The organism is Streptomyces sp. NPDC047917, from assembly GCF_043204345.1.
GTDB classification, from domain to species: domain Bacteria; phylum Actinomycetota; class Actinomycetes; order Streptomycetales; family Streptomycetaceae; genus Streptomyces; species Streptomyces sanglieri.
The window spans coordinates 101,429-115,352 of sequence record NZ_JBIDCA010000011.1 but is presented as its reverse complement, the minus strand read 5'-3'; the positions used below and the strand labels follow the sequence as shown (position 1 = coordinate 115,352).

Genomic DNA, 13,924 nt, shown 5'->3' with positions numbered 1-13,924 from the left:
CGCGCGGCCGTCCCGGCGCACCGCACCGCCCCGCCGCCTCGTACACATCGGTCCGCGCCTCACCGGAATCCGGTGGCCCCGCCCCCCCCGTCGTCACGGAGCGGAAACGGCTCGCTCCCCGCCGGACGGGGCCCAGGACGGCGCCACCCCGGTGACCTGGCACACCATCAGGAACAGCGGGATGGGCGGCGTGTAGGGCGTGCGGTTGTCGGGCTGGTGGATCAGCCGGGGCCGGACCGCGGGGACGAAAGCCCCCTTCGCGTAGCAGGCCTGCGAGGGCCAGTCCAGATCGAGGTCGGAGCCCGCGGGCACGATCCACCACCAGCGCTCGGCGTCCGCGAAGACGCAGCCGGTGCGCGGCAGGTGGGACATCAGCCGGAAGCCGTACCGGGCGGGCACCCCCACCGCGTCGCACCCCAGGCTCGCCGAGAGCGCGGGCGGCAGGGGCAGCCGGACCGTGCCGACCGCGGGCCGCAGCTCGCGGGGGCGCCGGTTGCCGAGGAGATGGGACATCGCGTTCTTCAGCATGAGCGCTCCGAGCCGTGCGGCAGTTCCGCCCAGACGATGCGTCCCGAGCCGTTGCCCGCGTCGCGGGAACCCCAGGAACTGCACATCGTGTCGACGAGCAGCAGGCCGCGTCCGTGCTCGTCGTCGGAGGTACGGCGCAGCTGCGGCCCGCCCGGCTGGTGTCCCTGGTCCTGCACGGCTATCCGCAGCCGTCCGTCGAGACAGCGCAGCTCGCACAGCACGCGAGCGCTCATGGTGTGCACGACCGCGTTGGTGACCAGTTCCGAAACGATCAGGATCGCCGAGTCATGGGCGTCCGCGTCGAGCTGCCACTGGTCGAGCCGGGCCCTGGTCAGCCGCCGCGCACCCGCCACCGATTCGGGGTGCGCGGGCAGGGCGAAGCAGTACCGGAGCGCCTCCGTCCCGGGACTGAGATCCATGAGCCGGGGGATGAGCGCACTGCCAGGTGCCACAACCGATTCCTCACAGTGGGGGCTGCGTCACGCTCCGCACACCCATGGGAATGAGGGCGGTCGCGACATCGTGAACTGGTTCACTCACCAACTCTCCCCCTGTCGTGAACACTTGGCAAGGGGCACTCTGAAATTTTCAGAGTGGCTGTGTTCTGGTCGGCCCGCACATGGCACACTGCTCAAAAACAGCGCATGGGGAGGTCTGAAGTGAGCGAACCGCGGTCCGCCCCGACCGTGGGTCAGGTCGTTCTCGGCAAGCGCCTGCAGGATCTGCGGGAGCGCGTCGGCCTGAGCCGTGACCAGGCTGCCAAGGTGCTGCGGGTCGCACCTGCGACGATACGCAGGATGGAGACCGCCGAGGTCGCTCTCAAGATCCCTTATGTACAGATGCTGCTGAAGGCCTACGGGGTCGGCGACGACGAGGCCGACGCCTTCGTGGAGCTCGCCGAGGAGGCCAACAAGCCCGGCTGGTGGCAGCGGTTCCACGACGTGCTGCCCGACTGGTTCAGCATGTACGTCAGCCTGGAGGGCGCCGCGAGCCTCCTGCGCATGTACGAGCCGCATTTCGTCCCCGGACTGCTCCAGACCGAGGACTACGCGCGTTCGGTGATGCGTACCGGAGCCGTGGGCCAGACCAGACCCGAGGACATAGAGCGCCATGTCGCACTGCGGATGCAGCGCCAGTCCCTGCTGACACGGCCGGACGCCCCGAAGCTGTGGGTGGTGATGGACGAGACGGTGCTGCGCCGTCCCGTCGGCAGCGTCGAGGCCATGCGGGAACAGATCGACCGGCTGCTCGAAGCGACCGAGCTGCCGCATGTGACCCTGCAGATCGCCGAGTTCTCGACGGGACACCACCCGGGCACCTACGGCCCGTTCGTCCTCTTCCGCTTCGGTGTCCCCGAACTCCCCGACATGGTCTACAGCGAGTACCTGACCGGTGCCGTCTACTTCGACGCGCGCCCCGAGGTGGCCTCCTACCTCGAAGTCATGGACCGCATGGCGGCTCAGGCCGCAACTGCACAACGCACGAAGGAAATCCTCCGGGACTTCCGCAAGGAGCTGTGATGGATCCCATATACAACGGCATGCCGGCCGCCGAACTCGGCTCCGAGGGCTGGCACAAGCCGTGGAGCGGTGGGAACGGAGGCAATTGCGTCGAAGCGATGAAGCTGTCCGACGGCAGGATCGCCGTACGCCAGTCCGCCGATCCCGACGGCCCGGCCCTGATCTACTCCCCACGCGAGATCGCCGCCTTCATCCAGGGCGCCAAGTCCGGTCAGGCGGACTTCCTGCTCACCTGATTCCACGGCCCCCGGGCGGGCCGGCCCCGCACCCGGACCGGTTTTCTTGCCCGAATCCGCGGCGCCGGGGCCGTCCCGGCCCCAGACTCTTGCTTGTTCGCCGACCTCTGGACCCTTGGAGCGCGCTATGACCGGGCACGACCCCCGAGCCATCGAGATCGACACCACCAAGCCGCATCCCGCCCGGATGTACGACTGGTTCCTCGGCGGCAAGGACAACTACCCGGTCGACGAAGAGATGGCCCGGCAGCTGCTCGCCCTCGATGCCCGGGGGCGGGACATGGCCCGGGTGAACCGGGCCTTCATGCACCGGGCCACCCGATGGCTCGCCGAGAACGGCATCCGCCAGTTCCTGGACATCGGCACCGGCATACCGACCGAGCCGAACCTCCACCAGATCGCCCAGGCGACCGCCCCGGACGCCCGCATCGTCTACTGCGACAACGACCCGATCGTCCTCGCCCACGCGGCTGCCCTGCTGCGCTCCACTCCGCAGGGCGCCACCGAGTACATCCAGGCAGACGCCCGCAAGCCGGAAGCCATCCTCGAAGAGGCCGGCCGGGTGCTGGACTTCGACCGGCCGGTCGCCCTGTCGCTGCTCGCCCTGCTGCACTTCCTGGACGACGAGGACGGCGCGGCCGAACTCGTCGACCGGCTCGTCGAACGGCTCGCCCCCGGCAGCTATCTGGTGCTCTCGCACACCACCGGCGACTTCGACCCCGAGCGCGCGGCGGAGGCGTCCGCCATGTACCGGGCCCGGGGGATGACGCTGCGGCTGCGCTCCCACGCCGAGTTCACCACGTTCTTCCACGGGCTCGAACCGGTCGAGCCCGGTGTCTCGCTCTCCGCGGACTGGCACCCCGAGCTCGGTGAGGTCGTCGAGGTCCCGGGCGGCGAGCCGATCCCCGGCTACGCGGGCGTCGCCCGCAAGCCCTGACCGACGCCGCACCCCCCTGGTCCGTCCGGTTCCGGGCCGCTGCGGACCAGGAGGCCCTGGGCCACCACCGGATCCGGCACGGTGCCGGACCAGGCAGGCGCCCGCCCGCTCAGCTCCCCAGCTCATGCCCGGTCGTCGCGTCCACATGGCCGGGAACCTCGTCGTGCCGGTCGCCCACCGTCGACGTACCCGACGGCTCGAACAGCAGCAGCGAGGCCCCCGCGGCGGAGTGCGGCTTGTGCCAGGTACCGCGCGGGACGACGAACACCGCGCCCCGGTCGAGGGTGACGGTCCGCTCCCCGTCCGTCTCGCGCAGGTGGATGTCCAGGGCGCCGTCGAGCACCTGGAAGAACTCGTCGGTGTCCTCGTGGACGTGCCACACATGCTCGCCGCGGACCTTGGCGAGCCGTACGTCGTAATCGTTGACGCGGGTCACGATCCGCGGACTCCACAGCGTCTCGAACGTGCCGAGCGCATCGCTCAGCAGGACCGGTCCGGGGCTGTTCTTCGTCGTTTCATCGCTCATGATCCCCATCCTCGGCGTGGTGTCCGCACCCGTCGAGTGCTAGGAATCGCACATGACGCAAGAATCCTCGCACCGGGTCACCATGATCGTGTCGGCCGGTTCCAACCCCTTCGAGATGGGTGTCGCCACCGAACTCTTCGGGCTGCGCCGTCCCGAGCTGCCCGTGCCCTGGTACACGTTCGAGCTCTGCGCCGAGACCCCGACCGTGCGCATGCACCACGGCTTCTTCCAGCTCTCCGGCGTCGCGGGACTCGACGCCGTCGACCGTGCCGACACCGTCATCGTCCCCAACCGCCCGGACCCCGTCGCCGCACCCGACCCGGCCGTCCTCGACGCGATCAGGCGGGCGGACGCCCGGGGCGCCAGGCTGGTCAGCTTCTGCACCGGGGCCTTCACGCTCGCCGCCGCCGGGGTGCTGGACGGCCGGCGGGCCACCACCCACTGGCGCTGGGCCGAGGAATTCGCCGCCCGCCACCCACTGGTCCGGCTCGACCCCGACGTGCTCTTCGTCGACGAGGGCCGGATCATCACCGCGGCCGGGAGCGCCGCCGCCCTGGACACCGGACTCCACATCATCCGCGCGGACCACGGCGCCGAGATCGCGGCGGCCGTGAGCCGTCGGCTGGTCTTCGGTGTCCACCGCGACGGCGGCCAGCGCCAGTTCGCCGAGCACCCGCTGCCCGATGTCCCCGACACCTCACTGGGCCCGCTCCTCGCCTGGGCCGGGGAACGCCTCGGCTCGGACCTCACGGTGACCGGACTCGCCGCCCACGCCGCCGTCAGCCCGGCCACCCTGCACCGCCGCTTTCGCGCCCAGCTCGGCACGACCCCGCTCGGCTGGCTGACCGAACGCCGGATCACACTCGCCCGGCGGCTGCTGGAGCGCGGCGAGGAGCGCCTCGACGTGGTCGCCCGGGCCAGCGGACTCGGTACGACGGCCAATCTGCGGACCCACTTCCGCCGCAGTACCGGACTGACCCCCGGCGAGTACCGCCGCCGGTTCACCCCGGTCCCCTGAGCCGGCCTCGCCGCAGGTCACAATGGACGCATGTCACGACGCACGAAACGACCGGGACGGCCCGCCCCCGCCGCGGCGCGCACCCCCGCGGTCACCGCGGAATCGCCCTGCCCGTGCGGCCTGCCCGCGACCTACGCGCACTGCTGCGGCCGGCTGCACGCCGGGAGCGCCGCCGCGCCGACCTGCGAGTCGCTGATGCGTTCCCGGTACGCCGCCTTCGTCGTCCGCGACGAGGCGTATCTGCTGCGCACCTGGCACCCGGACACCCGGCCGCCCTCCGTCGATTTCGACCCCGGGCTGCGATGGGTGCGGCTGGAGGTGCTGGAGACGACCGACGGCAGTGCGTTCCACACCACGGGCACGGTCACCTTCCGCGCGCACTACACGGACGACGGGCGGCCGGACTCCCTCCACGAGAAGAGCCGCTTCGTCCGGTACGACGGTGCCTGGGTGTACGCGACCGCGGTCTTCGCCGACTGACGTGACCGGACGGCGGCGGGTCCCGCTCAGCCCGCCGTTCCCGCCAGGGCCTTCCGCGGCGACAGTTCCTGTGCCAGATCCTCCGCCAGCAGCCGTTTGGCGATCACGTCCACCGCGGCCCGCAGCTGCCGGTCGTCCGCCCGCGTCCCGTGCTCGTCCAGCCGCTCTCCCAGCCACCGTGCCCAGGCATCGGTGATCGCCGCCGCCTCCCGGCTCCCGGCGGCGGTGTGCGTGAACACATGACCGTCGCCGGTGAGGTAGCCCTCCTCGATCATCCGGTCGAAGACCGGCACCAGCACCTCGGGCGGCAGCCGGTGCCGGGTCGCGATCAGCCGCAGACCCGCGTGGCCGACCATGCGGGTGAACAGCTCGACCTGCATCACCGCCCAGGCACCCGCCATGTCCAGCCGGGTGTCCGAGTCCGCGATGATCCGCCGGGCCGTGTCCGGACCCGCCCCGTGCAGGATCTTGGCCACGGCGAATTCGAGAAGCTTGGCCGAGTCGGCGTTGCCCGGCTGCGCGAAGCCCTCGCCCATGTCCGTCGAGCCGACCCGGGCCGTGTCCCGCAGCTTCACCTGCTTCAGGAAGAGCGCGACGAAGAACCCCAGCACCGCGACCGGCACCGTCCACAGGAAGACGGTGTGCAACGTGTCCGCGTACGCCTGGGCCAGCGGCGCGGACTGCGCGGCGGGCAGAGCGTGCAGGCCCGCCGGGCTCTGCGCCGCCTTCGCCAGCACCGCGGGGTCACCGCCCGCCCGCGCCGCCGCCGCGACGCCGTCGGTCAGATTGGGCTTCAGCGCGTTGGCGTAGATCGTACCGAAGACCGCCGTGCCGAAAGAGCTGCCGAGCGTACGGAAGAACGTCACGCCCGATGTCGCCGTGCCCAGGTCCGCGTAGTCCACCGTGTTCTGCACGGCGATCGTCAGGACCTGCATGGCCAGACCGATGCCGGTTCCGAGCACCAGCATGTACAGCGACTCCAGCCACACCCCGGTGCCGGGGCCCATCCGGGAGAGCAGATACAGACCCACCGCCATGATCAGCGAGCCCACGATGGGAAAGATCCGGTACTGGCCCGTCTTGGAGACCACGTTGCCGCTGAAGATCGAGGCGACCAGCAGCCCGAGGACCATCGGCAGCGTCCGCACGCCGGACAGGGTCGCCGAGTCCCCGTCCACGTACTGCAGATAGGTCGGCAGGAAGATCATCGCGCCGAGCATCGCGAAGCCCACGATGAAGCTCAGGACCGAGCAGACCGTGAACACCGGGTTCCGGAAGAGCCGCATCGGCAGCATCGGTTCCTGCGCCCGGAACTCCACGACGCAGAACAGCGCCAGCGCGAGGAGACCGCCCGCGAAGAGACCGAGGATGACGGGCGAGCCCCACGCGTACTCGTTGCCGCCCCAGCTCGTCGCCAGGATGAGCGCGCTCGCGCCGACCGTGACCATCGCGATGCCCAGATAGTCGATGACGGGTCTGCCCGCGGCCTTCACCGAGGGGATCGTCCGGGCCGCGGCGATGACCACCACGATCGCGATCGGCACATTGACGTAGAACGCCCAGCGCCAGCTCAGATGGTCGGTGAAGAGCCCGCCGAGCAGCGGCCCGATCACCGTCGACACCCCGAAGACCGCGCCGATCGCGCCCTGGTACTTGCCACGCTCGCGCAACGGGATCACATCGGCGATGAGCGCCATCGAGGTGACCATCAGCCCGCCGGCCCCGATGCCCTGCAGCCCGCGCCAGACGATCAGCAACGTCATGTTGGTCGCGAGACCGCAGAGGAACGAGCCGGTGATGAAGATGATCGCCGACAGCTGGAAGATGATCTTCCGGCCGAACAGATCACCGAACTTGCCCACCAGGACCGTCGCCACGGTCTCGGCGAGCAGATACGCGGTCACCACCCAGGACATATGGGCCGCGCCGCCCAGATCCGAGACGATCGTCGGCAGCGCGGTGCCGACGATCGTCTGGTCCAGGGCGGCCAGCAGGATCCCCAGCACGATCGTCGCGAAGACGATGTTCCGGCGGCGCGGATCGAGTACGGGCGGCGCGGCGGCACTCTGCGCGACGGCGGCGGTCTCGCTGGCAGTGGTCACGCTTGCACCTTCACACCACCCCGCCGCTACCGCATGTGGGGGACGGCCGGACGGGGCGTCAGCCCAGCAGATCCCGCACGGAGGCCTTCATCCGGGCCACGAAGGCCTCCTGTACAGGCTCCGCCACCCGGTCCAGCGACAGATACGGATTCAGGTCCTCCAGCTCGACGAGCAGCAGCTCGCCCCGCGCGGTCCGGCAGGCGTCGACCCGCTGGATGCCGTGTTCGAGGCTGTTCCACTCCACGAAGCCGCGGGCGAACGCAAGATCGGCCGCGTCCGGCGCGTACGGCTCCAGCACCCACCGCCGCTCCGGGTCCGGGGCGTACAGCGCGTACTGGAAGTCGTGGTCGACGTAGTAGAAGGACACCTCGTAGCGGAAGTCGATCCGGGGCTGGACCAGCAGCGTGCCGTCCCCGCCGTCCGGCAGCGCGGCCTCCCTCACGAACCGCAGCCCGGCCGAGTCCGCCCCCAGCTTCGGCTTGACCACGTACTCGGGGGCCTCCGGCAGCCTCCCCAGATCGGCGGCCCGGTCCACGGTGGGGATCACCGGATGACCGGCCCTGCTCAGATCGACCAGATACTGCTTGCCCGCCATGTCCCCACGCCCGTGCAGGGGGTTGTAGACCCTCGTGCCCAGCTCCCGCGCCCGTGCGCGGAACGCGTCGTACTCCTCCTGGTAGTGCAGCACCGGACCGCTGTTGCGTATGACGACCGTGTCGAAACCGTCCAGCAGCGCGGCGGCGTCCCGGGGGTGACAGAGCGCGACGTCGAACTCCTCCCGCAGCCGGGCGGTCAGCCGGATGTCCTCGTCGCAGTAGCGCCGGCCCCGCGCCCGGTAGGCGAGGTCGGTGACGAACAGGACGGACGGTCGCGAACCGGCGGGCATGGCGTTCCCCCAGAGGGTGTGTCGGTGGACGGCTGATCAATAACCTTGACGGCGTTGCCCGTTCACGACTCAAGGAGCGTCATGACCCCTGCCCCGCACGAGCCGGTCGCACCGGGATCGCCGTCCCTGCCCGACATTCTCTCGCCCGCCTTCGCGGCCGATCCCTACGGGGCGTACCGGATCATGCGGGAGAGCGCGCCGCTGATCCGTCACGAGGCCACGAACAGTTATCTCGTCTCCCGGTACGAGGACGTGGAGCGGGTGTTCAAGGACCGGGCGGGGGAGTTCACCACCGACAACTACGACTGGCAGATCGAACCCGTCCACGGCAGGACGATCCTCCAGCTCAGCGGCCGCGAGCACGCGGTGCGCCGGGCCCTGGTCGCCCCCGCCTTCCGGGGCACGGACCTCCAGGTGAAGTTCCTGCCGGTCATCGAGCGCAACGCACGCGAGCTGATCGACGCCTTCCGGCACACCGGAGAGGCAGATCTCGTCGCCGACTTCGCGACCCGCTTGCCGGTCCTCGTCATCGCCGACATGCTCGGCCTGGACCGGGCGGACCACGACCGGTTCCACGGCTGGTACACCACCGTCATCGCCTTCCTCGGCAATCTGGCGGGCGACCCGGAGGTGGCCGCGGCCGGTGAGCGGACCCGCCGGGAGTTCGCCGAGTACATGATCCCGGTCATCCGGCGGCGCCGGGACGAGCCGGGCGGCGACCTGCTCTCCACGCTCTGCGCCGCCGAGGTCGACGGGGTGCGGATGAGCGACGAGGACATCAAGGCGTTCTGCAGCCTGCTGCTCGCGGCGGGAGGTGAGACCACCGACAAGGCCATCGCCTCCGTCTTCGCCAATCTGCTCACCCACCCCGAGCAGCTCGCCGCGGTACGGGAGGACCGCGGCCTCATCGACCGGGCCTTCGCCGAGACCCTCCGTCACAGCCCGCCGGTCCACATGATCATGCGTCAGACCGCGAAGGAGGTGGAACTCAGCGGCGGAACGGTCCCGGCGGGGGCCACCGTCACCTGTCTGATCGGCTCCGCCAACCGCGACGGGGCGCGCTACCACGAGCCCGACCGGTTCGACATCTTCCGCACCGACCTGACCGGCGCCACCGCCTTCTCGGCGGCCGCCGACCATCTGGCGTTCGCGCTGGGCCGGCACTTCTGCGTCGGTGCGCTGCTGGCCAGGGCGGAGGTGGAGACGGGGGTGAACCTGCTGCTCGACGCGATGCCCGATCTGCGGCTCGCCGACGGATTCACCCCCGGCGAGCAGGGCGTCTTCACCCGCGGCCCGCGGTCGCTGCCGGTCCGGTTCACCCCGGTCGCCGGCTGAGACCGGGGCACCCGCACCGGAAGGGCGGCTGGACGCGGGGGTCAGCGGATGTGGACCACATGGACCCCGGCGATCCCGCCGTTGGTGATCCAGGCCTTCTGGCCGGTGAGCACCCATTCGTCACAGGCCCCGTCGTAACGGGCCCCGGTGGTCATGGCGGAGACGTCGGAGCCGGCCTGGGGCTCGGAGACGCAGAACGCGGCGACCTTCGGGTCGTCCTCGTCGCCGTAGCACTGCGGTACCCACTCGGCGAGCTGGTCCGGAGTACCGGGGGCGAAGATCCCGGCGACGGCGAGCGAGGTGCCGAACAGCGCCATCCCGATCCCTGCGTCGCCCCAGAACAGCTCCTCGTCGGCTATCTGGAGGGAGAGCCCGGTGGGGTCGCCGTACATGTCCGCGAGGGATTCGAAACCGTACAGCCCGATCCGGGCGGCTTCCTGGATGACCGGCCACGGGTCTCTTCCCGGGCGTCCCACTCGGCGGCCGCGGGCCGGACCACCCGGGCGGCGAAGCCGTGCACCCAGTCCCGCAGATCCTGCTGCTCCTCGGTGAGGGCGAGGGAGAAGTGGCTCATGGGATCAGGCCTTCGGAATGTCGAAGTAGCGGGTCAGCCCCGCGGCCAGGCCGACATCGCCGGCGACCTTCAGCTTGCGCATCATGAACATGGTCACCGGATTGCCGTTGCCGGAGACCAGCTTGAGGAACTCGGCGTCCGCCATCACCAGCGTCGTGCGGGGCTCGGCCCCGGACCTGCCCTCGCCGACCGTGCAGGTGCCCCTGTCGATCGAGGTCTCGTAGACCACCTCGCTGTCGCCGGTGATCTTCCAGCGGATCAGTGCCGTCAGCGCGCCCGCCGCCTCCGGGCGGAACTGGCGGTGAGGTTGCCGCTGCTGTTGTCGGCCACACCAGTTCCTTACTCCAAAGTAAACTTACTTCTGAGTAAGGTAGGTGTCGGGCCGTCCCTCCACAAGGCGGGCCGTGCGGGCGCGTCACCAGGGGCTGCCGGGCCGCACCGCGAGCCGGGGGTGGTGCGCGGCGAGGACCTTGTTGGCGCGGGCCAGGTCGGAGAGCGCCTGCTCGCGGTCGGCCCGGTCCTCGTCGCAGAGTCCCGGGCCGCGGAACCTGCGCACCTCGCGCGCGGCGCAGTCGGCGTCGAATTCCGCCTGGAGGATGTGCGGCGGGATGCAGGATCCGATCAGCGCGGCGACCCGGTCCGGAATCGGTACGGGGACGAGGAGGTGTGAGGCGGTCATGGGGGGGGGTTCCCTCTCGGAATGGTCGGCCAGGAGGCGGTTCTCGGCCCGGCCGCCGGGTGCGGCGGCCGACTTCTCCATATGTACGGGACGCGGTTCCGGGTTTCTCGTTGAGAACGTCTCCGTGTGGCAACCGTTTGAGAGTGACCGTCTATTTCGCCTTACCCGTAGGTAAGTTGACTCGTGGTGAGGACCGTGATCCGGCCGGAAACGGACTCAGAGCGGTGTTTCGTCGCCCCGGGCCCGCAGTTGGAGCGCCCGCAGCACGGCTTCGGTGGAGAAACGGCTCTCGGGATCGGTGAGTTGCTCGCCGAAGATGGACTCCAGATTGCGCATCCGGTAGCGGACCGTCTGCGGATGGACGTCGAGCAACTCGCCCATGTGGGCCGCGGTGCCGCGGGTGTCCAGCCAGATCCGCAGGGTGTCGACCAGCCGTTCCCGGCGAGTGGCGCTGATTCCGGAGATCGGGGCCAGTTCGCGCCGGGCGAGCTGGTCGACCAGGACCGGGTCGGAGAGCAGCCACAGGGTGATGAGGTGGTTCTCGCACAGGACGACGGGTGCGTCGTCGATGATCTTCGCGTCGACGAGTTCGAGCACGCGCCGGGCCCAGCGGATCGAGTCCGAGGCCAGGGCGACGGGCACGGTCAGGCCGATCGCGGCGTGGGTGCCCAGGAGCGCCTCGTCCAGCATCCGTCTTCGGGCGTCGTCGAAAGCTCCGGGAATCAATAAGTGCGGCTGCGGTGCGCTGAGATCCGCCAGCAGATCGCGGTCGGCCGCGGCCCGGTCCAGGGTGGCGGGGGCGCGGACGGCGACCAGGGTGACTTCGTCGGGCAGCGCCCATCCGGTCTGTTCGCACAACTCGGCGATGGCGGTCCGGGGGGAGGGGCGTCCCGCGAGGATCAGATGCAGCAGGCGCCGGCGCATGGCCTCGGTCTGTTCGCCGGTCTGCGACTGCACTTCCAGGAAGCCCTCCCTGGAGAGGGATTCGAGCTCGTCGATGTAGGTGAAGAGCGCGTCGGCGAAGCTGAGCATGAGGGCCGGCGAGAAGTTGTGACTCCGGCCGACCTTCTTGGCCCGGCGCAGTGCGACCCGGGCCCCGAGGCGGTAGGCGCCCTGGAGCGTTTCCATCGTGCGGCCCTCGTACGCCTCGAAACGTCCGAAGCGGCGGCACATGTCGTCGCGCAACGAGGTCGAGGCGGACGGCTCGGCGACCAGGTCCACGAAGGAGGAGAGGCTCTGCTCCACGCCGACCCTGATGGCCTGTCCGTTGGGGCCGTCGAGCAGCCGGGCGTATTCCGGGTAGGCCCGGGTGACCTCGACGCCGATCTCCTTGATCAGGCTCGGCAGTTCGGGCCGCATGATGGCGGCGAATTCCTGGGGGAGTGGTCCCAGCGGGTCCCCCGTGTCCAACGGCTGAATGAGTTCAGGCATGACTGACCCCCCTGCTCTCCGGCGCCCGGTGGGGGGACAGGCGGTGGGAAAGCGCTCCCACGAACCGACAGGTGCGTACCAAGTTCGCGATGAAGATAGACCAAGTCAGCGGTCGTGCCCACTACTTGGACAAGATCGAAGTGCAAGGGGCACATATCTCGGCCGCGTTGTGGTGCTTCGGTGCAGGTGGGAAGCCGGTGCTCACTTCAGGACAATGTTTTTCGGACATCTGCTCTCCCTGCGACAAGAAAGCAACCGCGGGTCATGGATTCCCGTCCGGGTGATTGGTGCTGATTCGTGCCGCTGGTGTGCATCTTCCCGGAGTGCTGCGGTCGTAGCGGGACGCGGCCATTTGCTGCCTCCTGGGTGCGGAATTACACGGGGAGCTCGCTATTCGGAGAAGGGGAATCCTTTGGGGTCGGCGGGCAAATGTCAAAACCGGTCGGCCGGAATGGATAATTCACCGGCGGTCCGCCGGTGTCGGTGTGGACCGTGGTCCGGGGCGATGCTCGGTGACGCCCTGCGGGGGTCCGGCCGCATGGTGGACACCGTGCGCCAGGACGTCATTCGGCCGAGGTCCCGACGATCTTACCGGCGGGTACGTGGCCGGTCGGCGGGCCGGCCCGCCGCTGGTGACTGCGCCTGGGGTGAGTGTCCGGCGGGGGCCGGGGCGCATGACACAGCCGTAACTACTCACTTTCGTATAGAAAATCGCGGCGATCTGCTGAGTTGTCGCTAAGGCGGAATGCTTTTGCTGGGAGGTGCGGGGATTTTCTGCGCCGGGTATTGCCGCGTTGGGCTACTGGCTCGTAACGTTCGATCCGCACGGAGTTCGATCACGCAGTCGAGTCCATCGACTTCTGCGTTCCACGATGTGAGCCGCCCTCGTGCCGGACCCATTCCCAGGGTGTGGTGCGAGGTAATCGGGTACGTCCAACTCCACTTCCCGGAGGTATGTTCCGTGAGAAACACCCTCAGACGAGCATTGTTCGCCACGACCGTCGCCGCAGCCGCGTTCGGCTTCGCCGCCACGTCGGCCTCGGCCACCGCCCTCGCGCAGTGGACCGTGGTCAACCCCAACGCGAACGGCACCTTCACGGCCCAGCTCAAGGCCGGCACGGTGGCGACCCTGGTCGACACCAACACCAGCCAGCAGGTGGACTGCTCGGTGGGTACTGCCAGTGGTACCGCTCCGAGCGGTACGTACTCCACCGGCGTCGGCATCGCGAAGATCACCGCCGCCGCATGGGGATCCGCGGCCAGCCCGTGCCCGGGACCGCTCGGCTCGAACTTCACGGCCGCACTCGCGTCGGGTGCCACCATCAGCATCGACGCGAGCAGCTACAGCGGTGGCGTCACCTCGGGGAGCCTGTCCGGGGTCAAGGTCAACCTGACCGGTGACACCATCCTCGGCACCTGCAAGGCCGTGATCTCCGGGTCCGTGAGCAACGTGACGTACAACAACGCCACCGGCGAACTCGACATCAACACCGGCACCGGCCTGAAGGTCGACAGCGCCGACAACTGCTCGGGGCTGCTCAACGCGGGTGACTCGGCGACGTTCGACGCGACGTACAAGGTCGCCGCGCCGCTCACCATCACCTCGCCGTAACCGGTCCGGACCGGAACCGGTGGCAAGGAAGGGCCGCGGAGCGGAGGTTCACCTCCTCTC

Annotated in this window: 14 protein-coding genes and 2 pseudogenes; 7 read left to right on the top strand and 9 right to left on the bottom strand. The window is 69.7% G+C overall.

Translation table 11 applies throughout. From position 1 onward, the window contains the following. Positions 1 to 93: 93 nt before the first annotated feature. Together ACGF8B_RS26515 and ACGF8B_RS26510 are read right to left on the bottom strand one after the other, a co-directional pair. The gene (locus tag ACGF8B_RS26515) at positions 94 to 528 is read right to left on the bottom strand and encodes a hypothetical protein (RefSeq protein ID WP_392743219.1); all 435 of its coding nucleotides are present in this window, start codon (positions 526 to 528) and stop codon (positions 94 to 96) included. Continuing rightward, complete coding sequence (locus ACGF8B_RS26510) at positions 522 to 980, bottom strand: ATP-binding protein (protein ID WP_392743216.1); 459 nt, start codon at positions 978 to 980, stop codon at positions 522 to 524. Before ACGF8B_RS26510 ends, ACGF8B_RS26515 begins: the two co-directional genes overlap by 7 nt. Before the next feature lie 207 nt (positions 981 to 1,187). Here ACGF8B_RS26510 and ACGF8B_RS26505 point away from each other — a divergent pair, with 207 nt between their 5' ends. The 3 genes from ACGF8B_RS26505 (at position 1,188) to ACGF8B_RS26495 (ending at position 3,221) form a co-directional block, all read left to right on the top strand. Beyond that, positions 1,188 to 2,048 carry a helix-turn-helix transcriptional regulator gene (locus ACGF8B_RS26505; protein WP_342282716.1) on the top strand — a complete coding sequence of 287 codons (861 nt, stop codon included), beginning with the start codon at positions 1,188 to 1,190 and terminating at the stop codon, positions 2,046 to 2,048. Next, positions 2,048 to 2,284: a DUF397 domain-containing protein gene (locus ACGF8B_RS26500; RefSeq protein WP_124720717.1), complete on the top strand. Its 237-nt coding sequence runs from the start codon at positions 2,048 to 2,050 to the stop codon at positions 2,282 to 2,284. Before ACGF8B_RS26505 ends, ACGF8B_RS26500 begins: the two co-directional genes overlap by 1 nt. Positions 2,285 to 2,411: 127 nt before the next feature. Continuing rightward, entirely contained in the window at positions 2,412 to 3,221 is an 810-nt protein-coding gene (locus ACGF8B_RS26495; protein ID WP_392743212.1) for an SAM-dependent methyltransferase, read from the top strand. 109 nt (positions 3,222 to 3,330) lie between these two features. Here ACGF8B_RS26495 and ACGF8B_RS26490 read toward each other — a convergent pair whose 3' ends face one another. Further along, positions 3,331 to 3,747 (bottom strand): cupin domain-containing protein, encoded by a 417-nt coding sequence (locus ACGF8B_RS26490; protein ID WP_392743210.1) that lies wholly within the window; start codon positions 3,745 to 3,747, stop codon positions 3,331 to 3,333. A 52-nt stretch (positions 3,748 to 3,799) separates the two neighbouring features. On the opposite strand from ACGF8B_RS26490, the gene ACGF8B_RS26485 reads away from it, so the two are divergent. Next, positions 3,800 to 4,765: a helix-turn-helix domain-containing protein gene (locus ACGF8B_RS26485; protein ID WP_392743207.1), complete on the top strand. Its 966-nt coding sequence runs from the start codon at positions 3,800 to 3,802 to the stop codon at positions 4,763 to 4,765. 30 nt (positions 4,766 to 4,795) lie between these two features. Continuing rightward, positions 4,796 to 5,245, top strand: coding sequence for a YchJ family protein (locus tag ACGF8B_RS26480; RefSeq protein ID WP_392743204.1), 450 nt, complete (start codon positions 4,796 to 4,798; stop codon positions 5,243 to 5,245). Between the two features lie 26 nt (positions 5,246 to 5,271). On the opposite strand, the gene ACGF8B_RS26475 is transcribed toward ACGF8B_RS26480, so the two are convergent. Continuing rightward, positions 5,272 to 7,347 carry an MDR family MFS transporter gene (locus ACGF8B_RS26475; protein ID WP_392743201.1) on the bottom strand — a complete coding sequence of 692 codons (2,076 nt, stop codon included), beginning with the start codon at positions 7,345 to 7,347 and terminating at the stop codon, positions 5,272 to 5,274. A 58-nt stretch (positions 7,348 to 7,405) separates the two neighbouring features. After that, positions 7,406 to 8,233: a hypothetical protein gene (locus ACGF8B_RS26470; protein WP_392743198.1), complete on the bottom strand. Its 828-nt coding sequence runs from the start codon at positions 8,231 to 8,233 to the stop codon at positions 7,406 to 7,408. 81 nt (positions 8,234 to 8,314) lie between these two features. Between ACGF8B_RS26470 and ACGF8B_RS26465 the strand changes: the two genes are divergently transcribed. Next, entirely contained in the window at positions 8,315 to 9,568 is a 1,254-nt protein-coding gene (locus ACGF8B_RS26465) for a cytochrome P450 (protein WP_392743196.1), read from the top strand. A 53-nt stretch (positions 9,569 to 9,621) separates the two neighbouring features. Here ACGF8B_RS26465 and ACGF8B_RS26460 read toward each other — a convergent pair. The 4 genes and pseudogenes from ACGF8B_RS26460 to ACGF8B_RS26445 form a co-directional block, all read right to left on the bottom strand. Continuing rightward, positions 9,622 to 10,142 (bottom strand): annotated as a pseudogene (locus tag ACGF8B_RS26460) (acyl-CoA dehydrogenase family protein); the annotation flags it as partial. A 4-nt stretch (positions 10,143 to 10,146) separates the two neighbouring features. Next, positions 10,147 to 10,443 (bottom strand): annotated as a pseudogene (locus ACGF8B_RS26455) (SCP2 sterol-binding domain-containing protein); the annotation flags it as partial. 114 nt (positions 10,444 to 10,557) lie between these two features. Continuing rightward, positions 10,558 to 10,821: a hypothetical protein gene (locus ACGF8B_RS26450; RefSeq protein WP_392743193.1), complete on the bottom strand. Its 264-nt coding sequence runs from the start codon at positions 10,819 to 10,821 to the stop codon at positions 10,558 to 10,560. Positions 10,822 to 11,037: 216 nt separating this feature from the next. Beyond that, positions 11,038 to 12,252, bottom strand: a complete 1,215-nt coding sequence (locus ACGF8B_RS26445) for a helix-turn-helix domain-containing protein (protein WP_392743190.1) — start codon at positions 12,250 to 12,252, stop codon at positions 11,038 to 11,040. A 961-nt stretch (positions 12,253 to 13,213) separates the two neighbouring features. On the opposite strand from ACGF8B_RS26445, the gene ACGF8B_RS26440 reads away from it, so the two are divergent. Further along, complete coding sequence (locus tag ACGF8B_RS26440) at positions 13,214 to 13,864, top strand: hypothetical protein (RefSeq protein ID WP_392743188.1); 651 nt, start codon at positions 13,214 to 13,216, stop codon at positions 13,862 to 13,864. Positions 13,865 to 13,924 lie beyond the last annotated feature (60 nt).